Here is a 19,928-nt window from a genome sequence, read left to right as displayed (position 1 = left end):
AGCTCCCAGTGTGCTTTAGGATGGGCAATGTGGTCATTGGCCCCTCTAAAAATCCTGGTCAGTGAGTTGTGGTCTTAGTATCGCCACATGTTCCGGTGGATTACCGCCAATAGCCCGTTGTTCAGTGTCATATGCCCCGACGCTAGACCGATGTCGAGGGAAGAGGCGAAAGAGTCATAGCACCTGCCCCAGGAGGGTCTTTAGGCCCGCTACCTATCTGAGTCAACAGGGTAGTCAGAGTCAATTGGAGGGTGTAACCGCCTTTCGCCTCGGGGCTCTTGGCGAAAATCTGCTGCACGCCAAGCTCTTCTAACGCCCGCCCAACCTGTGTTTCCTTCTTCTTCGCCAAGGGCGGTTCAGAGGCTAAGTTTGGCTGACCCAGGACAGCGTGCCGATCGTGATAAACCGCCAGGGGAATGCCCTGTTGCCGCACGATACCCTCAAGAAGGAGAAAATAGCCGTAGGTATCCTCTCGCTCCCGGAAGATGGCGTAAGAAACCTTTCCCGTGGCATCATCCACCGCCAGGAGCAATGTAAGCCAGGGCCCTCTATCCTCCAGCCAGTCATGAAAGCTTCCGTCGATCTGCATGAGCATTCCCTCTTTTGGCATCCGCTCCCGCCTCATGCGGTGACGTGGAGGTCGCCGGCACCGAGGGCTCCTTATCCCCGCGCCTACAAGGATATTGCGTACGGTGCAGCGGGATAGGCACAGCCCCTCTTTCTCCGCCAGTATCTCCGTCAGGTGAGTGTGATTAAACCCTTGATAGCTCGTGGTAGCGAGTGTGAGGACTTGTTTCCTGATAGCCTCGCTGGTGGTGTTGACAGGCTGGCGACCACGATTTCCATGGGCAAGCGAAGCGGCACCCTCCCTCCGATAGGCCGCCAATATTCGCCACGTATGACGTTCGCTCAACCCAAGGACATGTGCCGCCTCTTTGGTACCCATGACATCCTCCAGTACTATAGTTCAGCACCTTCAACCTGGCTTGCTCCCTCTGGGTCAATGTCAGCCCCCCCATACTGACATTTTCCCTTATCTGTTAAGCACTGTCATGATCGTATAGCAACGACAGACACTGGATCACAAATGATAGCCCCACCAGGTCTCACTGCGGCCACGGCGCTATCTAGGGTCTTCTGAGCTTGGTAGAAACTGGCGCGTTTCGGGTAACCGGAAGGAGAGACGATGAACACGTCCGCGAGCCGGGGGATGGATACCTCGTAAAAGGCTGCCAGGAAGCCCGAGCCACTGTGGTGACATGCACCGGGTGTACCGCCGCCGCGTGGTCACGCGCTTGTCCTCATCCAGGACCACGTGCCTCCGGATCCTTTCTCGCAGGGTTCCCCTCAAGGCAGCCAGGCACAGCCCCGGGCAGTGTCTGCAGCGAGTGGTTAGCCAGATCGTGTTCAGGGATGACGCCCCCACAGCAGCGCCTTGACCCCGCCGGAAAACCCCGCAAAGCAGACTAGTTTAATAAGTACAGCCACTGCCGCTGGCAGCCAAAGATTGAATTGTAAGGGGGTTGTGACCTCCTGCCATCTCCAGAAGATGCCTGAAGGGAATCTTTGCCTTGCCATCACTCCGGTGGTAATATCTACCATGAGGAGGGCCGGTTCGCCGGGAGGTTTAGTGATGCCGGATTCCCTTAACCCCGGTGCGGAACGTCAATGGCAGCAAGCCTTGGAGCAGTTCCTGTGGTTCAAGAAGGCCCAGGGGTCCTCGGAAACCACCATTGAGGACTACCACAGGTTTGTTATGTACTTCTTCCAGCGATATGCCCCTTCCCTTTCCCACCCCCCTGAAGTGAAGACGGCAGCCTACAAATACCTGTCCGAACGGGTGAAGCCGGCCACGTACAACCTTCGCCTCAACTACCTCAAGGGTTTCTTCAGCTGGTGTGTGCGGGAAGGTATCCTGCCGGAAAACGCCCTGGATGGATTCCGCTTGAGGCGCGCTGAAGGCAGGACTGTGATGCTGCAACCCGATACACTGCAGCGCCTCTTGGCCCTACCTGACCAGGCAACACCAGCCGGGCTAAGGGACTACACCCTGATGCTGTTGACCCTGGATACAGGCCTCAGACCTCGAGAGGCCTTCCAGATCCTCATCACCGACGTGGACCTCGAACGAGTGGAGGTTCGCGTCCGCGGTGAGGTTGCCAAGACCAGGAGGACTCGAGTCCTTCCCATGTCCCCAGTGACCGCGGCCAAGGTCCGGGAACTCATTGCAGTGAGGAACCCCTCCTGGCCAGACACCGTCCCCCTGTTCTGCACGAGGACCGGAAAGCCCCTGAACCGGGATTCCTGGGGTGACAGGCTCACTAGGTACAGCAGGATACTGGGTGTTACCGTTCGCCCCTATGACCTTAGGCATTCCTTCGCCGTCCTGTATCTTCGCAGCGGAGCTCACGCCTTCGCCCTGCAGCGCATGCTAGGCCACACAACTATGGCAATGACCAGGAGGTACGTGCACCTGACTAGTGATGACTTGAGAGAACAGCACTTGCTGGCCTCACCAGTCGCCAGGTACTTCTCTCCCCCCGCGGATATACAGGCAGGCAGGACCTCGACCCTTACGGAGCCTGCCCTTTAGGGCTCGGCCCGTTTATTGAGTAGTCTGTACGGCCGCTACAGGCGAGGGCTCGCGGGCGACCAACCTTTTGCCCAACCTGTACTGGCCGTTTCGCATGCACCGTAGGATTCCGCCGCCCCCTGGCGAAACAAGATCCAGATGAGCACCGCTAAGTCACAGGATGGAGGCGAAATGACGTGACGAGCACCCCTGCTGACCGCATCCCCTACATTGCTGGACGAGAGACGCACCTTCCCAGGGTCTACGGCAACATCCCCACCTTTCTCGGTGTCCCCTTATCGAAGGTCCCTCAAGATCTGGAGAAGTACGATGTTGCCATATTCGGGGTTCCATGGGAGGGTCCCATAACATGGGGCGACCCAAGGGGCTCCAAGTGCGAGGATGTGCCCAAGCTTCTCAGGCTGGAGGCAGCCCGCTACGGTGGCTTCCTTCCTGAACTGGACATAGACGTTCTGGAATCCCTTAGGGTCACGGACTACGGCGATGTGGTTACGGTGGCAAACAGTATACCGGAGACCCTGAAGTCAGTGTACGACAAGTCCTCTGAGGTGTTCAGCCGCAAGCTCTTCCCACTAGTGTACGGGGGAGACCACTCCTTCACACCCCAGATCATCAAGGCCCTGTGCGAAAACGTCCAGGGAAAGGTCGGCCTTATCATGTTCGACTCCCACATGGATAACCTAGACCAGTATGATGGAGAACCCAACGCCCGTTGCTGCCCGGTGAATCGCATCGCGGAGATCCCAGGGGTCAAGACCAGCAGCATTGTGCACTTCGGCATCCGGGGTCCGAGGAACTCGAGATATGGTTTCAACTTTGCCAGGGAGATCGGCGCTACCGTTATCACATCCAGGGACATCCACGTGATGGGGTTTTCCTGCGCCCTCAAGAAAGCTATCAGGATTGCCAAGGAAGGAACAGATGCGTTCTACGTGTCAATATGCAGCGATGCCATAGACCCCGCATACAACCCCGGTGGTCCCCCGGACCCGGATGGGTTGACATCCCACGAGGTCCTGACGGCAGCATATGAGACCTGCCTCGCCGGTCCTTCGGGATTTGACATCGTTGAGATATACCCGACGCAGCCCGGGGCAACCTTCTCCCTGCACCTGGCTGTCTGGATGGGCATGTACGCCTTGGCGGGACTGTCCCGGGGACGCGATGGGTAATAGCTGGGCTTGAGAATCAAGTAGGAGGGGGCGGTAAGCCCCCGTCCTCTTACAACACCCGGCATGCAGGTCCTGACCGGGCGCTTCGCCAGACTTGCCGAATGCTACGGTAACGTGCGGTCAAACTCATAGGCCCTGGGCTTCCCAGTAGGTGTTGGCCCAGGGCTCGATTCATAGGCCCGTGAGCCATCCGCCAATATCCCTTGCGGGAATTGGCGGCGACTGTCCCTGCGTGCAGTCTTCACGACGGGGTAGTCGAGGTCTCCAGTACCCACAGGCTCACGCACCGGTCGCTGCCCGTATTCCTGTACTTGTGAGGGACATAGGCGTCTATGTAGAAGGCGTCCCCCTCTTCCAGCAGGTAGACCTCACCGCCAATGGTAATCTCCATGGTCCCTTCGAGCATCACGCCAAACTCGTCTCCGGCGTGTCCCAGGGGAACCTCACCGTAGTCGCCCCCGGGTTCCATTGTGATGCATACTGCCTGGAGTCGCTTGTTGCGCTCCGATAGGGATGTATAGGCGGCCTTCGAGGTCTTGGAGACAAAGAGCAGGTCTCTTTCCGCCTTTCTCACCACCCTCTTCTCCGAGGGGGTATCCTCCTGGAACAGCGTGACCAGCGAGGCGTTCAGTGCCTGGCATATCTTGGCCAAGGAGCTGAGTGTGGGGCTGTTAATGTCTCGCTCGAGATTGCTTAGGAACCCTACCGATAGCCCGGTCATGCTGGACATCTCTCTCAAGGTAAGCCCCTTCTCCATGCGAAGCCGCTTAAGCATGCTGCCGATCTGCACTCCGCTGTGTCCTCCTAACGCAAACGATTGGCGCTCCTGGGATTCATCAAACGCACCTGCATTTCCTCTATTCAGGGCAACACCCCTGCTCCAGGAGGAAGCTGGAACCCGGGCCTCGAATATCATATACTGAACACACAGGGCCGATGTATCATCCATACTGAACGCCGGGCCCGCGCCAAATCGGTTTCGAGGAGGGATAGGGGTTGGAGGGTACCATGAAGGCCATAGTGAAGCAGCGGCCCGGCCCAGGGGCCGTCCTGGAAATGATAGCAATCCCCAGGCCGGGTCCCAGAGATGTGCTGGTCAAGGTACAGGTCGCCTCCATATGCGGGACAGACCTCCACATATTCAACTGGGACCCATGGGCGGCCAACCGGATCAAGCCTCCCCTCGTGTTCGGCCACGAATTGGCGGGCGAGGTAGTTGAGGTGGGACCCCAGGTTACCAGGGATATAAAGATAGGCGATTACGTTTCTGCCGAAAGCCACCTCACCTGCGGTGCATGCTACCAGTGCCAGACCGGCCATTCCCATATCTGCCAGGACTACCATATACTAGGCGTGGACTTCGATGGCGCCTTTGCCGAATTCGTAAGGCTCCCCGAACAGAGTGTGTGGAAGAACCGGCCCAGCATCCCGCCGGAGGTAGCCTCCATACAGGACCCCTTCGGGAATGCCCTGCTCACAGCCTCCAGCGTCGATGTCACAGCAAAGACCGTGGTGGTCAGTGGCTGCGGTTCCATAGGCCTCTTCGCCGTGGCAATAGCCAGGGCCTCTGGCGCAAGGAGGGTCATCGCCGTTGATCCCAACGAGTACCGCTTGGAGATCGCCGGCTCCCTGGGGGCCAGCCCCTGCCTCAACCCCTCCAAGGATGATGTCATCGCTGCCGTGCGCCATCTCACCGATGGTGCTGGAGCAGACTTCGTCATGGAGATGTCGGGGAGCCCCGAGGCCCTAGTATCGGGCCTCAAGGTCTTGAAGAACGGTGGCCACCTGGCGCTCTTGGGGATCCCCACGGCCCCTGTCTCATTGAACCTCGCAGATGACGTGGTGTTCAAGGGTATCACCATTCACGGCGTGACTGGCCGAGAGATCTTTGGCACATGGCACAAGGTGTCGGCCCTCCTTGACGGGGTGGTGGATATCAGGAAGGTGCTTACCCACAGCTATAGGCTGGAGGACTTCGAGAAGGCCTTTGCCCTGATGAACGAGGGCCAGTGCGGAAAGGTTCTGCTCTATCCATGATTCTTCACGATGGACAGAAGGGAGATGACTTGGGTTGAATGCGCTGGACAGCGTGTTGGAGGCTCGCCTCGCGGATCTTAGGGAGAAGGGCCTCTTCCGTAGACCTCCGGTTCTAGAGAGCCCCCAGAACCCGCGAGTGGTGGTCAGGGGAAGAGAGGTCATTAACCTAGCCTCCAACAACTACCTTGGCCTTGCCACCCACCCGAGGCTGGTGGAGGCTGCCATCGAGGCTACGCGGGAACTCGGTGTGGGGGCCGGCGCAGTCAGGACGATCGCAGGCACCCTCACCATCCACGAGGAACTGGAGACCCGGCTGGCCCAGTTCAAGAGGACCGAGGCAGCGCTGGTGTTCCAATCTGGGTTCACCGCGAACATGGGGGTTATCGAGTCCCTCCTGGGGGAGGGTGACGTGATCCTCAGCGACGAGCTGAACCACGCCAGCATTATAGATGGCATCAGGCTGAGCAAGGCCCAGCGACGTGTCTTCCCTCACAAGGACATGACAGCCCTGGAGAGGGAACTCAAGGAGTGCCCACCGCAGGCTGTCAAGCTGGTGATCACGGACGGGGTCTTCAGCATGGATGGTGATATCGCCCCCCTGCCTGGCATAGTGGAACTGGCCGAGCGCTACGGCGCCTCCGTCATGGTAGACGATGCCCATGCTAGCGGGGTCTTGGGCCATAACGGCCGGGGGACTGTGGATCACTTCGGATTGCACGGGCGTGTGGACATCCAGGTGGGCACCCTCTCCAAGGCCATGGGGGTACTCGGAGGTTATGTCGCGGGGAGCCGGAACCTCGTTGACTTCCTCATCCACAGGGGACGCCCATTCCTCTTCAGCACCTCACACCCGCCGGGCGTGGCAGCGGCGAACCTTGCCGCCCTCGAACTGCTTCTTGAGGGGAGCCTGCAGGAGCAACTCTGGGAGAACACGCGCTTCTTCCAGAAGGGCCTCCACTCGCTGGGCTTTGACACGGGGAATAGCGAGACACCCATAACCCCGGTCATTGTTGGCCAGGGCTCTGCCGCCATGGCCCTGAGCGATGCCCTCTTTGAGAGAGGCGTGCTCTGCACGGGTATAGGCTATCCAACGGTCCCGGAACACAGGTCGAGGGTACGAGCCATTGTAACTGCCGGCCATACCCGTGCGGATCTTGAGGAAGCCCTGGAAGCCTTCGAAAAGGCCGGCGGGGAGATGGGACTAATAGCGTAGATACAAGCAGCAAAGGGCACCCTCTTAATGAGTTCCACCGCCCAGGCTGGAAGGAACTAGAAGGCTCGCGTGGAAGTACCGCAGAAAGACAGAGGGTGACACGGGTGGACGAACTCAGGTCAGTGCTGGATCATCGCAGGAGAAGGCTGGCCAAACGTCTCCGCGAAGAGGCTCTTCGCTTGGCGTCTGGCTTGGAAGAAATGGGGGCCACAAAGGTAATCCTCTTCGGTTCCACGGGAAGGAGGGAGAGGGCGGCCCTCACCTCGGACCTGGACATAATCGCAGTCATGGCCACAGACGAGCCCTTCATCGAACGGACCGTTAGCGCATACCGCCGGCTGAGGCCACTGGTGGCCGCAGACATATTGATATACACTCCGGAGGAGATGGAGACTCTCGCAAAGACCAGTGAGTTCGTGAAAAAGGCCTTGGCTGAGGGGGAGGTGCTTCATGAGACTGCCTCACCGTGAAGAAGGGTTAAGGTGGCTTGAACAGGCTCGAGCTGACATGCGGGGCGCTGAGGTCCTCCACGCGAATGGTATCTTCCATCTTGTGTGTTTCATCGCCCAGCAGGTGGCCGAGAAAGCCCTCAAGGCATACCTGTACACCCAAGGAGAAACCATGGTAACCGGGCATTCCGTGGCCGCCCTCGCCGAATGGGCCAAGGAATACGACCCGGAATTCGGCAACCTCGGCTCCATGGTGTCTCCACTGGATGCCTTCTACATCACCGCACGTTACCCCAATGGGTTGCCCGCAAGCACTCCGTCAAAGGTGTTCGGGGAAAAGACAGCCAGCGATGCCCTGGACTTAGCACGGACCGCTTTGAGCTTCGTCGCTGGCAGGATCGGGTAGCCAGCCCTCCTTTACTCTTCCCTGGCAAAGACCCGGGGCCTCACGCCCCGTCTTCCGGGGCGACCCCAGCATGAGTTCGTCACCTTTCCGTAGCGGTAGCCCAGTTACTCTAATCCAAGCCCAAAGATTCCCTGGCAGGGAAGATGCTCCGGATGCCCCAGCATTTTACTGCCGTTTCCGTGGGGCGCCACCCCACGCGCGCTACGTAATAGTGAACTTCCCACGAGGGGTGAGAGGCCCCCTGCCCCCAGGAATGCGGGAGGGGTAACCTCACCGGTTTCCCCTCCCACTCCCTCGATCTAGCGCTGGTCCCAGGCTGGTGCCGGGTAGCGCGGCGCAACCGCCCGGACATGGGACGGACCTACAGTGATGGGTTTTCCATCCTGGATCTGAACGGTGATGGTCTGGAGCCCCGTGTTACAGTGGTAGAACTCTCCCTCATCCGCGAAGTTCACAGGGCCATAGAAGGTCATGATGTCCAGGGCCTCCAATGCCTCAACGATCTTGTCTCGGTCCTCCTGGGAGAGGGGCGGGGTTGCGCCAACCGTCTCGATGGCCCGCTGGAAGGCGATACCGGCTGCGGTAGACCCCGCGGCCGTGTAGTCCGGTAACGTGCCCCACCTTACCTTGCTCCTCTCCACGTACTCACTGGTGCTGCCGAAGAGGTCGCAGCTGAACTCCACATCCGGTTCCCACACCGACGCACCGTAGATGTACTCCGCGTCCGGCCCCAGGGTCTCATAGAAGTCCGCCGCGGTTATGCCGTAGTGGTGCACGAAGGCGACGGGATTGTAGTCCAGTTCCTTGGACGCCTTGACGGCTTCAATGTGGTCGATGATGTGCCCACCAATGGCTAGGATCTCAGCGCCCATGGAAGCTGCGCTGCTGATCAGGGGCGAGTAGTCGATCCCTTTCGGTACCACCTCGAACTTGAGCACCTCTATACCGTGCTTCCTGGCGGTGCTCTCAAAGGCCTCACCCACAGCTTTGGAGAAGGCATCGTCAGCAGCAACAATGAAGATGGACTTGGGCTTGGGTGACAGTGCTGCCAGGGTCTCTATGGGTGAGGTTGCTATCAGGTTACAGGCAGGTACGGTGCCAAAGGTGTACTTGAATCCCTCTTTCCAGATAATGGGCGATTCGGCTGACCCGGTGATGTGCGGCACCCCGTATTTCTCTGCTATGGGCGCCACCGCCAGAGTCACAGAGCTGGAGTACGGTCCCAGAAGCAAGTCAACCTTCTCGTCAACAATCAGCCGTTCTACGGCGTCCGCCCCGGTGGCGGGATTGCTCTGGGCATCCGCGAATACCAGCTCCACCCTGTACTGGGTTCCACCTACATCGATGCCGCCCTTCTCATTGATGGTCTCCGCCCACATCTCATATCCCCGGCGTGTGATATGCCCGCCGTAGGTGAGTTCCCCTGACAGTTCTGTTATGACCCCGATCTTGTAGTAGTCTCTCTCTGGCGTGGTATCTACCGCGGTCCCTTGTCCGCAACCGGACACCACCCCTACCAGAAAGGACAGCACCAGCGCCAAGACCAGGGCGCGCTTGCTGGCCACTGTAATCACCCCGCCTTTTTTCTTTAGTACCGGCGCCCAGCGCCTTCCCATCACATCCCCAAATAAGCCCTCTTCACCAAGTCACTGCCGAGCAGTTCTTCGCCAGTACCCTCCATGACTGTCCTGCCTGTCTGAAGCACATAGCCCCTGGATGCCAGTCGCAGCGCCTCTCTGACCTTCTGCTCCACCAGGACCACCGTCACTCCCCTCCTGTTCACCTCCCCCACAACCCGGAAAACGGTGGTGACATACTTGGGCATCAACCCCAGCGAGGGCTCGTCTAACATGAGGAGCTTGGGCTTGAACATCAGTCCCCTGGCAATGGCCAGCATTTGCTGTTCCCCGCCACTGAGCGTACCCGCCTTCTGGGTCTGGCGTTCCGCCAGGATCGGGAAGATCTCGTATACTCCCTGGAGGTCTTGCTCCGACCCCGCGGTAAAGGGCCTGGAGATGGCTCCCATCATCAGGTTGTCCCGTACTGTGAGACGTCCAAATAGCCTGCGCCCCTCGGGAACGTAGGCTATCCCTCGCCTGACGATCTGGTGAGTGGGGAGGGTCGCCAGTGCCTCTTCCTCAAACCGGACCTCACCGCTCCTGGGCCTGCAGATCCCCAGTATGGTCTTGAGTATGGTGGTCTTTCCAGCTCCATTGGATCCAACAATGGTCACGATTTCACCTTGCCTGACCTCAAAGGACACGTCGTGCAAGGCCGTCACCCCATCGTAGTCCACCTGAAGGTTCCTAACCTGCAGCATGGAAACCCTCCCCCAGGTACGCCTCAACCACCCGGGGATCCCTTACGATCTCCTCCGGGGAGCCCTCGGCGATCTTCACTCCGGAATCCAGCACGATGACTCGATCCGCCACGGGCATCAAGGCCTCCATGACATGCTCCACTATGAGGAGGGTGATACCGGTATCTCTCAAGAGACGCACCAGCTCAACCGCTTCTTGAGTCTCCACTGGCGTCAAGCCGGCCATCGACTCGTCCATGAGGAGCATGGTTGGCTGGGTGGCCAGCGCACGGCATATCTCCAGTTTCTTGAGGTCCGCGATGGTAATCTCCGTCCCTATGTAGTCACGGAGTTCAAGGATGCCTACCCTCTCCATGGCCGCCTCAGCCATGGCTTGGGCTTTGCGAACGTCCAGGGTACGGCAGAAGGCTCCCACCATGATGTTTTCCATGACTGTCATGTTCTTGAAGGTCTGGACTAGTTGGAAGGTGCGAGCCAAGCCGAGCCGGCAAACCCGGTAGGGCCTGAGTCCTGCGATCTCCCTGCCATCAAACCGGATAGAGCCGGAATTCGGTTTGTAGTGACCTGCTATGCAGTGGAACAACGTGGTCTTTCCAGCACCATTGGGTCCTATGAGCCCGACGACCTCCCCTTGCATGACCTCAAGGTCGACTCCCTGGTTTGCCTGGAGACCACCGAAGATCTTGGTGAGCCCTCGGACCTCCAGCTTGGCTATGCCTTTACCTCCCCCTGAGTGCTTGGCCATCATACCTTCACCTTCTCCCCAAGACGCCTGAGATTGCCCTTAATGCCCCTGGCCCCTAGGCGTTTTGCCCGGAAGAGGCCCAGTATCCCATCGGGCATGAAAACCACCACAAGGCAAATCAGGATACCAAGGACTATGAGGTAGAGCACGCTGTCACCCCAGTTGAGCCATATGAGGCGGTTCACCCAGTAAAGCAGGGTTGCGCCTACCATGGGCCCACCGAAGGTTCCCAAGCCCCCCACCAGTGCCATGACTACCATCTGGTCGGTGATCATGGGGTGGAGCACGTTGTCAGGGTGCACGTAGGTCAGCCAGTAAGCGTATACCCCGCCGTAGATCCCGGCAATGCAGGTGCTGGCAGCGAAGGCCACGATCTTCGTGGCCACCGTGTTGATCCCCAGGGACTGGGCGGCGCTCTCGTTCTCGCGTATGGCTTTGACCCAGTAACCGAAGGCAGCCCTCTCCAGGAAGTAATGACTGGCCAAGAGAGTCCCGGTGGTGATGGCCAGCATCAACACGTAGAAGAAGGTTTCGTTCAGAAGTGCAGGCAATCTCATGCCGTAGGCCCCACCCGTGACCGGGGACACCAGGGCTGCCTGTCTTACCATCTCAGCGAAGGCCCAGGTGGCGATGGCGAAGTAGGCGCCCCTCAGGCGCAGGGTTGGGTACCCGATCACGGCAGCCACGACGCCAGCGGCCAGGCCTCCCGCCCAGATGGCCGCCAGTAAGGGCCATTCCTGGTACCGGATGAGGATCCCGGTGACATAGGCACCAATGCCGAAGAAGGCGCCATGACCGAAGTTGATGTATCCCGTGTAACCGGCAATGATGTTCCAGCTCTGAGCGAGACCTATCCACATCAGGGTTCCTGTGAAGATCCTGACCCAGAAGGTGGAGATGAACAGGGGCAGGATCAGCAGAACCGTGAGGACACCCAAGAGCAAAGCGACGGAACGAGCCCTAGTCAAGCCCCCTGAAAAGGGCAGGGTGGCTGCTCTCATTCAGCCTTCAGCCCCTTTCCCATGATGCCCTGAGGCGACACCAGCAGGACTACGTAGAGCACGAGGAAGAGCACCAGGTATATGTAGCGGCCACCGACATACACAGCCACCAGGGATTGCAGGATCCCCAAGAACAATCCCGCTACCAGGATGCCTGGCAGGTATCCCATGCCCGCCAGCACCACCGTGAAGAAGGCAAAGGTGGTGTACCGGAGCCCCATTTCAGCGTAGATGGTGAAGACCGTGCCAATGAGAATGCCCGCCATACCGGTCAATCCTGCGTAGGCAGCGTAAACCAGCCTGCTAACCCGCGCGATATCAACCCCCAAGACAGCTGCCGTGTCCCTGTCCTCAGCTGTAGCACGAATGGACAGGCCCAGGCGAGTCCTGGCCAGGAAGAGCATGAACGCCAGCGTCACTGTACCCGCAATAATGAAGGCTACCAGCCTCAGCGTGGGGATGGTTACCAGCCCCTGGATATTCAGCCCGGAGAGTGCGCTGGTGAGCGTGCGCCGGTCATGCCCCCAGATGTAGAGGGCCAGCCCTTGCAGGAAGATGGACATGCCGAAGGTGAAGACCAGCCCCATCAAGACATTGGCCTTCCTGCCAGTGAGAACTCGCTGGATAACCGGCTGGAGCATGTAGCCGACAACAAAGAAGATGGGGAATACCAGGGGAATGAGAAGAAGGGGCTCAACCTGCATACCCGCGAGGATGAACCCAATAAACCCTCCCAGCATAAGCCATTCGCCCACAGCGAAGTCGATTATGTGCATGACGCCAAAGCAGATAGAGAACCCCACAGCGATGGCTATGTAGATGCCGCCGATAAGTACTCCGTTGAGTATGCTCTGCAGGAATAGGTCCACTACTAGCACTCACCCCTGACTCTTCGGGATTTCTCTCAATACCCTCAAGCGAAGAGTGCTCACGTCAACCCCCTTCCCGCTTCTAGATTCAATGTGTATGCTGTTCCAGGTGGGCAATGTTTACTGATAATCCCGTTTATGGATATATTTGTATTCTAGGGGGGAGTGCCTTACCCCTCCTGGTGATTCAAGAATGAGATCGCCTTTTTGTCATCCGCCCTGCCTGGTACTCAAAACAGCCAAGAGACGTTAGCGTCTGGCCCGCGAGCCAGACTCGGGGCAAGCTCGTATGCCTCACACACTCGGGTGATAACCACGGTTGCCAAGAAAATCTCAGAAAGTCATCCCAGGCAGGGGGATTGAGGGGGGCCTTGGTTAATGGCAGTCCAGATCCTGGCCAGGATCCCTGAGGAACATGTTGTCCGGACCGAGTGGCCAGCGGTGAGCTGGGCTCACGGGGGGAACCCAGACCTCTTAGTAATTGTGCCGCCGGGGAGACCGCACGGAATGGATCAAGCCTGCCTACGGCGAGGATTGGTGAATGGCCCGGACATCACAAGCGTAACGTTCCAGGTACCTCATATAGTCGCTGGGAGAGATGGATCCCTGTAGAGACCTAGCGAGTTAGACAGGAGCGCCCTGGCTGAGAGGAAAACCTTTTCACGTGTAGCAGATGGCCGGAACAGGCTCGTAACAGTGCTGGCGTATCACATGGGTCTTCCGCTTGTGTGCTTTGTTACCGGGGCATGCTCAAAAGTATACCCTTGCAGCAGAATTCGGCAACCGCGGCTCCATCGTATCGCGACTGGATGTCTTCTGGATACCGCCCTAACCCTCAGAACTCCTCCTACATGGCGCCTCTCTGTTACGGTCCAGGGTGCCCCGGAAGGATATCCCCCCAGGGAAGACCTCAACGGTGGAGGCGGGAAAGGACCTGTAGACGTCCCGGAACGCCTCCACAACATGGGGTTCGAAGAGGGACCCCGAGTGCTCAATGATGTAGGCAGCCGCCCTTTCCTTGGGCCATGCCTCGCGGTACGGCCTGTCTGCCGTTAGCGCCTCGTAGACATCAGCTACCGCAACGATCCTGGAGATCCAGGGAATCTCGTCACCCTTGAGGGAGTCAGGGTAGCCGCTGCCATTCATGCGCTCGTGGTGATGGAGTACACCGTCAACGATATCGCTGAGGAACTCCACGGGTTCAATGATCCTGGCACTGAACACTGGGTGCTGCTGCATGAGGATCTTCTCCTCGGCGTTGAGGCGCCCTGGCTTCCCAAGGATGTGCTCAGAAACCCCCACCTTTCCCACGTCGTGCATGAGACCCGCCCAGCCTAGCAGCGATACCTCGCGATCTGAGAGGCCAAGGGCCTTCCCCAGGACCATGGCATAGCGAGCGACCCTGTCCGAGTGATACCTTGTATGCAGGTCTCTGGTGTCGATGCTCAGCGTCAGTGAGCGTAGAATCTGCTCGTGGGCCTCTTCCAGCTTGGCGGTAGTGAGGGTCAGGTCTCGGCTGCTCGCCCGGAGCCCGTTGGTTTCTCCCTTAAGGGCGTTAACCAGGCACCCGAACAGGAACCCGGGCGCGCTGAAGAAGGCTATCCTCGTTAACCACGATGCAGGCCGCTGAAGATGCCAGGGTACGGTACTGAGAGGCATGAACGGACCCGTCGCCAGACCGCACACAACCCTCATGAACACCCCTCCCAACAGCTGGTACCAGTAGGCCCCCACCACAATAGCGGCATAGTACGCGTAAGGCCACACCGACTTCGTGCCCCAGCCCAGAACACAACGCAGGTCGTGACCAGGATCAGCCCGGCCAGAACCGCCAACCTCATGACATGACTGCGTGACAATGCTCTTGCCGTTTGGCTTGTCTTCCAGGCACTGGTCCCTCTGGGAGCACCAGTAGTCTCTGCTGCATCTCCCGCTTTCCCTGGCATTGATCCCACCGTCCAATTGGTCCGCTACTGGTAATATCGGGCGAATGCCACCTTCTTCTACAGGCCTTTTTCAGAAATCGATCGTGGCTGAACGCCACACCATCACGCCAGGCCAAGCTAGGCCACTAAAAGCAGGACATCAAATATCCCGGGAGCGCCACTTCTGGAAGGCGGTTTAGCACGACTGCCCCAGGTTCCCTTCATAGGTTCAAATCAACGGGCCACGCATGGGAGCCCTCAGCCTCGGGATACTGACTACAGTGGGTAGACTGGCGCTGCCGCCCCAGGAAATTGCAGGATTCACCGGGCGGGCGCCGAAGTAGCATACCCTTGGGAAATGTCCACTTCAAGCGTTGAGGGGGTGAGCGCGTGATCCGCCTGACACACCTGTGCAAGAAAGCGGGCTGAGCGGGGAAGGTGGGTCCTGAGGACCTGGCGCAGGTTCTGCGCCACCTACCTTCCGGCTCCAAACCCAAGGACCTGCTGGTTGGCATGGATACCCTAGATGATGCCGGTGTCTACCAGCTCACGAGTGACATTGCTCTGGTACAGACGGTGGACTTCTTCACCCCCATTGTTGATGACCCATATGACTTCGGGCAGGTAGCGGCGGCAAACGCCATGAGCGATATATATGCCATGGGGGCTAGGCCCATAACAGCCATGAACCTGGTGGCTTTCCCTGTTGAGACCCTTGGTGTGGAGACGTTATCCCAGGTACTCAAGGGAGGTCTCGACAAGTGCCAGGAGGCCGGAGTGGTGCTCCTGGGCGGTCACACAATTGAGGATGCCGAACCCAAGTACGGGCTTTCCGTAACCGGGCTGGCACACCCAGGCAAGATAGTCACTAACGCTGAGGCCAAACCCGGGGATGTGCTAGTGTTGACCAAGCCCTTGGGCACCGGGATACTGTCCACTGCAGCCAAAGCCGGGGAGATTTCCTATGATGAACTCGTCGAGGCTGTGGACCTGATGAAGACGCTTAACCGCGATGCTTCCAGGGCCATGGTGGAGACGGGGGTCAACGCTTGTACTGATATCACCGGTTTCGGTCTTCTAGGGCACCTGTGGGAGATGGCCAGTGCCAGTAGGGTATCCTGTGAAATCAGCTGGGACTCGGTGCCCTTGCTTCCCAGGGTCCTGGACCTGGTGGATCTCGCCCCCGGGGGTGCCAGCGCAAACGCCCGGTACCTGGAGAGATTCACCGGTTACGAGGGAGGCACAGATGCCTTCGATATGGTGCTGTGTGACCCGCAAACCTCCGGCGGGCTGCTCATCTCCGTGCCTGGGGAACGGCTGGGACAGCTCATGGCGGCACTGGAGGCTTGTGGTGCTGGCTTCTTTACCGTAGTCGGGAGGGTCACGGGCAAATCAGAGGGTTTCATCAGGGTTACACCCTGACCTGGGCGGACCAGCTGGTTCGACCTGCGGGGAGAGGGGGGCCATCATGGACTTCTCGAGTGAACTCAGGAAGATCCCATCAGTGACCGAGGTCCTGGACGTACCAGAGATAGCCAGCCTGCTCCATAGGTACTCGCGAACCTTGGTGGTCAGGGCCATTCGCAGCGTCCTTGCGGAGGCAAGGCGCCAAGTGAGTGAGGGGCAGGCTGCCCCCGCACCTTCAGACATGACAGGCCCGGTGCTTCGCGAGTTGGCCGGGTCAACCTCGAGAAGCCTCCGGAGTGTGATAAATGCCACCGGCGTAGTGGTCCATACCAACCTGGGCCGCTCAGTACTGGCCAGTGAAGCCGTGGAGGCCGTGATTGAGGCTGCGACGGGGCATGTGAACCTCGAGTACGACCTGGGTACCGGGGAGAGGAGTTCCCGCCAGGATCACGTCACCGGTCTCCTGGTGGAACTCACTGGGGCCGAGGCGGCCCTCGTAGTGAACAACAACGCCGGGGCGGTGCTCCTTTGCCTGGACACCTTGGCCTCCGGGCGGGAGGTAGTGGTGTCCCGGGGGCAGCTGGTGGAGATCGGGGGTTCCTTTCGCCTGCCGGACATCATGGCCAAGAGCGGGGCACGGCTGGTAGAGGTGGGCACCACCAACCGCACGTACATCTCGGACTACGCTGGCGCTATAGGACCATCCACTGCCATGCTCCTCCGCGTTCACCCGAGCAACTTCCGGCAGGTAGGCTACACAGCTTCTGCCAGCATAGGCGAGCTTGTGAGCCTTGGCGCTGAACGAGAGGTCCTGGTAATGGATGATCAAGGCAGCGGTACACTGCTGGATCTGGAGAGATACGGCATTGTGGACCCGCCTATCAGGGACAGTATCTCCGCCGGCGCCGGCATTGTCACCTGCAGCGGTGACAAGCTCCTGGGAGGACCACAGGCTGGCATAATCCTAGGCAAGAAGAACCTGATCGACCGCTTGAGGTGCAATCCCTTGGCCCGGGCTTTGAGGATTGACAAGCTGAGCCTGGCAGCCCTGGAGGGCACCCTCCGCCTCTACAGGGATGAAGAAAGGGCCCTGTCAGCAATACCTACCCTCTCCCGGCTGGCCCAGGGAGGGGAGCTCCTTGAGCAACGGGCGATTAGGCTGGCAGGCATGGTCCGCAAGACCCCTTCCCTGGAGGTCAAGGTGGCACAGAGCACCTCGCAGGCTGGGGGGGGTTCAAACCCAGGCGAGGACCTCCCCAGCTGGGTGGTGGCCGTCCGTCCCTCAGACGGGAAGGTGACAGCCCTGGAGGAAGCACTCAGAAGGGCCCAGCCCCCCGTCATCGCCAGGATCCACCGGGGCTTTCTTGTCCTGGACATGAGAACCCTAGGAGACCATGACCTGGAAGCGGTGGCGGAGGCTCTGCTGGATAACTGCTAGCCCTCTTTCCCCTGGAGATGGTTCACCGGTAGGCGATGGGCTCATACAGCGTTTCAACCTGTACCCGCATCTCCCGCTTGGCCAGATCCTCAAAGTATGGGACTGGGTCAATCACCTCTTCCGGCGCCCAGACGCCCGGGGGTATCCTCCCCTCCCCCATGTAACCGGAGACTATGGAGGGCGGGGTGCCGGTGGTGGCCGATACCTTCCACCTGGAATGGTCCTGAGCCAGCATATCCACATTGTGTGTGCATCTCAGGCCGTTTCTAGTTCCCACCACCCTTGCCCGGAGGACCTCGAGGGTGGAGGAGGTCGCCCCCTGGGGGGCACCACAGGCCTGCTGGGCTATGAGCCTTTCAAGGTACTCCACGGGAGGAATGGCGCCAACGCCATCGAGGGCCTCCTTGCGGTGAAAGCCCAGCCGGGCCAGGAAGGCCATCTTCTCGCGAAGGGATGGCGGCATTCCAATCTTGAAGGCACACCCGGCAAGCCCCTTGTCTCTCCAGGAGACTGGCCACGTGGCGGGCTCGGAATGAAGGCAGAGGTAAACCGGGACAGAGCCAACCGGCTCCGGAAACCTCACAATCTCCCCTCCTGAACCTGCGGGAAACGGTCGCAGCTCCCCATCCTCAAAGGCCCAGGCGTCCTCGGTCATCTCCTCCAGCATGGTCCTCAAGGCATAGGGGGGAATGAAGGGCCCCTCAACGGAGGCCTCATCCACCCATGCGCACAGCGCATCGGCCCTTTCAACCGTATCCAGGAGGTCCACACCGTAGCGAGCCAGGACATTCATGGTTCCCGGAGTTGAGCCCATGCCAAGAACCGCAGGCACGCCTGCTTCCTTGAAGGCGCCATGCATAGGTTTCTGCTTCCGGGTCACGTGAAAGAGCCCGCCAAGGTCTATGTATCCAGCACCTGCCTGCAGGCAGGCCCCCATGACGGCAGTGTTGTAGTTGTACTGGGCACAGTTGATGCAGACAGTCGCGCCCCGCAGGGTCTTGGCCAGACCCTGCTTGTCACTGGCATCGGCCAGGGCTGGCCGGAACCGCGGGTCCCCCAATTCCTCACAACGTCTCGCCGCATGGTCAAACCGGATGTCTGCCATGATGAAGTCCTCGAACACGGAGTTCTCCCTGAGATCCATGGCCACCTGGCCGGCCATGGCTCCGCCCCCACCCAGAACAACGCAGCGCAAAGTGCCTCACTCCCTACGGTGTGATATGCCTTCTGGCCAGGTGGCCTGGACCGGAAAGCTTCTGATCCCCCCTGGCGAGCAGGTAAGGCCCTTGGGAAGATGAAGGCGCAGACCCACTAGCCAGCATGGCATGGTGGTGACACCTATTCTGGTCTAACAGGTGAGATTCGAGGCCCTATAAGGTGCATTCCATCCCTTCACTGGCGCCTCCCGCCGCATAGGTGAAACCGGCATGAATGCCCCGCACAACCTGACCTCCGTGCACCACGCAGGTCCCCCGGTCAAGAAGGGTCGCCTGGGTGCCCTTTCCTCATGCCTCGTCGTCTACGTACTCCAAGAGGTCGCCGGGTTGGCAGGATAGCTCCCGGCAGAGCGCGTTCAGGGTCGCAAGACGAATGGCCTTGACCTTGTTGTTCTTCAGGATCGAGAGATTAGCGTTGGTAATGCCTACACGCTGAGCGAGTTCGGTCAAGGGAACCTTACGGTCTACCATCACTCGGTCTAAGCGAATGATTATGCTCATTGGCTCACCCCGTCAAACCGTAAGGTCATGGTCTTCCTGGAGCACCGAGCCATAGCGGAAGACCTCAGATAGTACCATGACGACCAACCCCAAGAACAGGGTATTGAGGTCCGGTCTTAATAGCGCCCTCACCTCAATGCCGGGAAAGTTCACAGCGTGTTCGATAAACCATCCCCCCAGGAAACTCCCCACGGACCGCACAGCCGAGGAAATGCATATGGCTATGCCGATCAGGCGGATCCGGCCCGGGTTCCCGGGCTCGAAGGGACAGCCTCCCGCGACGGACCCGAACACCTTTCTCAACTGGTAGATAACGAACAGTGCTAGCAGAAGCATCGGCAGGGCAACTACCCCGTTCATCACCAGGAGCCATGGGGGGTCAACCTGCTCCGCGCCCTCATGGAAGATGAACTGGATGCCCTGGGTCTCTATCCGCATGGACGAGGCCTCGCCAAGCACCCCCTGTTGCAGCACCACCGTGCCAGCCAGAACCGCAACAAGAGCTACTAACCGATTTTCCGCACATCAGGTATGTTCTTCTAAGCAAGCCGCTACGTGTGGGCATAATTGGTCAGGAGGTATCGTAGGCAGCATAGAACGTGATCGGTTTGAACCCGAAAGCGCTCAAGAGACTG

At 59.3% G+C, this 19,928-nt stretch carries 19 protein-coding genes; 8 read left to right on the top strand and 11 right to left on the bottom strand.

Going from position 1 to position 19,928, the window contains the following annotated elements; all coding sequences use genetic code 11:
* Positions 1-142: 142 nt before the first annotated feature.
* A complete protein-coding gene (locus tag AB1576_06930) occupies positions 143-946 on the bottom strand; it encodes an ISNCY family transposase (protein MEW6081493.1) in 804 nt (267 codons plus the stop codon).
* A gap of 687 nt (positions 947-1,633) precedes the next feature.
* On the opposite strand from AB1576_06930, the gene AB1576_06925 reads away from it, so the two are divergent.
* Both AB1576_06925 and AB1576_06920 read left to right on the top strand, forming a co-directional pair.
* Positions 1,634-2,593: a tyrosine-type recombinase/integrase gene (locus tag AB1576_06925; protein MEW6081492.1), complete on the top strand. Its 960-nt coding sequence runs from the start codon at positions 1,634-1,636 to the stop codon at positions 2,591-2,593.
* Between the two features lie 176 nt (positions 2,594-2,769).
* Complete coding sequence (locus AB1576_06920) at positions 2,770-3,765, top strand: agmatinase family protein (protein ID MEW6081491.1); 996 nt, start codon at positions 2,770-2,772, stop codon at positions 3,763-3,765.
* Between the two features lie 241 nt (positions 3,766-4,006).
* On the opposite strand, the gene AB1576_06915 is transcribed toward AB1576_06920, so the two are convergent.
* Positions 4,007-4,555: a cupin domain-containing protein gene (locus tag AB1576_06915; GenBank protein ID MEW6081490.1), complete on the bottom strand. Its 549-nt coding sequence runs from the start codon at positions 4,553-4,555 to the stop codon at positions 4,007-4,009.
* Between the two features lie 206 nt (positions 4,556-4,761).
* On the opposite strand from AB1576_06915, the gene tdh reads away from it, so the two are divergent.
* From tdh to AB1576_06895, 4 genes are all read left to right on the top strand, one after another.
* On the top strand, positions 4,762-5,802 hold the full coding sequence (tdh, locus tag AB1576_06910; GenBank protein ID MEW6081489.1) for an L-threonine 3-dehydrogenase: 1,041 nt from the start codon (positions 4,762-4,764) through the stop codon (positions 5,800-5,802).
* Between the two features lie 34 nt (positions 5,803-5,836).
* Positions 5,837-7,015: a glycine C-acetyltransferase gene (locus AB1576_06905; protein ID MEW6081488.1), complete on the top strand. Its 1,179-nt coding sequence runs from the start codon at positions 5,837-5,839 to the stop codon at positions 7,013-7,015.
* A gap of 104 nt (positions 7,016-7,119) precedes the next feature.
* A complete protein-coding gene (locus tag AB1576_06900) occupies positions 7,120-7,485 on the top strand; it encodes a nucleotidyltransferase domain-containing protein (protein ID MEW6081487.1) in 366 nt (121 codons plus the stop codon).
* Positions 7,466-7,870, top strand: a complete 405-nt coding sequence (locus tag AB1576_06895) for a HEPN domain-containing protein (GenBank protein ID MEW6081486.1) — start codon at positions 7,466-7,468, stop codon at positions 7,868-7,870. Before AB1576_06900 ends, AB1576_06895 begins: the two co-directional genes overlap by 20 nt.
* A 299-nt stretch (positions 7,871-8,169) precedes the next feature.
* On the opposite strand, the gene AB1576_06890 is transcribed toward AB1576_06895, so the two are convergent.
* From AB1576_06890 to AB1576_06865, 6 genes are all read right to left on the bottom strand, one after another.
* Positions 8,170-9,435 (bottom strand): amino acid ABC transporter substrate-binding protein, encoded by a 1,266-nt coding sequence (locus tag AB1576_06890; protein ID MEW6081485.1) that lies wholly within the window; start codon positions 9,433-9,435, stop codon positions 8,170-8,172.
* A 50-nt stretch (positions 9,436-9,485) separates the two neighbouring features.
* Positions 9,486-10,190 carry an ABC transporter ATP-binding protein gene (locus AB1576_06885; protein MEW6081484.1) on the bottom strand — a complete coding sequence of 235 codons (705 nt, stop codon included), beginning with the start codon at positions 10,188-10,190 and terminating at the stop codon, positions 9,486-9,488.
* Positions 10,177-10,938 carry an ABC transporter ATP-binding protein gene (locus tag AB1576_06880; GenBank protein MEW6081483.1) on the bottom strand — a complete coding sequence of 254 codons (762 nt, stop codon included), beginning with the start codon at positions 10,936-10,938 and terminating at the stop codon, positions 10,177-10,179. Before AB1576_06880 ends, AB1576_06885 begins: the two co-directional genes overlap by 14 nt.
* Positions 10,935-11,903, bottom strand: coding sequence for a branched-chain amino acid ABC transporter permease (locus tag AB1576_06875; protein MEW6081482.1), 969 nt, complete (start codon positions 11,901-11,903; stop codon positions 10,935-10,937). Before AB1576_06875 ends, AB1576_06880 begins: the two co-directional genes overlap by 4 nt.
* A 29-nt stretch (positions 11,904-11,932) precedes the next feature.
* Positions 11,933-12,814 (bottom strand): branched-chain amino acid ABC transporter permease, encoded by an 882-nt coding sequence (locus tag AB1576_06870; GenBank protein ID MEW6081481.1) that lies wholly within the window; start codon positions 12,812-12,814, stop codon positions 11,933-11,935.
* Between the two features lie 819 nt (positions 12,815-13,633).
* Entirely contained in the window at positions 13,634-14,767 is a 1,134-nt protein-coding gene (locus tag AB1576_06865) for an HD-GYP domain-containing protein (GenBank protein MEW6081480.1), read from the bottom strand.
* A gap of 401 nt (positions 14,768-15,168) precedes the next feature.
* Between AB1576_06865 and selD the strand changes: the two genes are divergently transcribed.
* Entirely contained in the window at positions 15,169-16,152 is a 984-nt protein-coding gene (selD, locus tag AB1576_06860; GenBank protein MEW6081479.1) for a selenide, water dikinase SelD, read from the top strand.
* Between the two features lie 46 nt (positions 16,153-16,198).
* On the top strand, positions 16,199-17,575 hold the full coding sequence (gene selA, locus AB1576_06855) for an L-seryl-tRNA(Sec) selenium transferase (GenBank protein ID MEW6081478.1): 1,377 nt from the start codon (positions 16,199-16,201) through the stop codon (positions 17,573-17,575).
* 22 nt (positions 17,576-17,597) lie between these two features.
* On the opposite strand, the gene AB1576_06850 is transcribed toward selA, so the two are convergent.
* The 3 genes from AB1576_06850 to AB1576_06840 all read right to left on the bottom strand — a co-directional run bounded on the left by AB1576_06850 (position 17,598) and on the right by AB1576_06840 (position 19,731).
* Positions 17,598-18,770: a saccharopine dehydrogenase NADP-binding domain-containing protein gene (locus AB1576_06850; GenBank protein MEW6081477.1), complete on the bottom strand. Its 1,173-nt coding sequence runs from the start codon at positions 18,768-18,770 to the stop codon at positions 17,598-17,600.
* A gap of 310 nt (positions 18,771-19,080) precedes the next feature.
* Complete coding sequence (locus AB1576_06845) at positions 19,081-19,293, bottom strand: helix-turn-helix transcriptional regulator (protein MEW6081476.1); 213 nt, start codon at positions 19,291-19,293, stop codon at positions 19,081-19,083.
* Positions 19,294-19,305: 12 nt separating this feature from the next.
* On the bottom strand, positions 19,306-19,731 hold the full coding sequence (locus AB1576_06840) for a DUF2975 domain-containing protein (GenBank protein ID MEW6081475.1): 426 nt from the start codon (positions 19,729-19,731) through the stop codon (positions 19,306-19,308).
* Positions 19,732-19,928: the final 197 nt, after the last annotated feature.

The organism is Bacillota bacterium (assembly GCA_040754315.1).
In the GTDB taxonomy this organism is placed as follows: domain Bacteria; phylum Bacillota; class Sulfobacillia; order DUSP01; family JBFMCS01; genus JBFMCS01.
The sequence above is the reverse complement of the archived record's forward strand: the minus strand, read 5'-3'. Positions and strand labels throughout refer to the sequence as shown.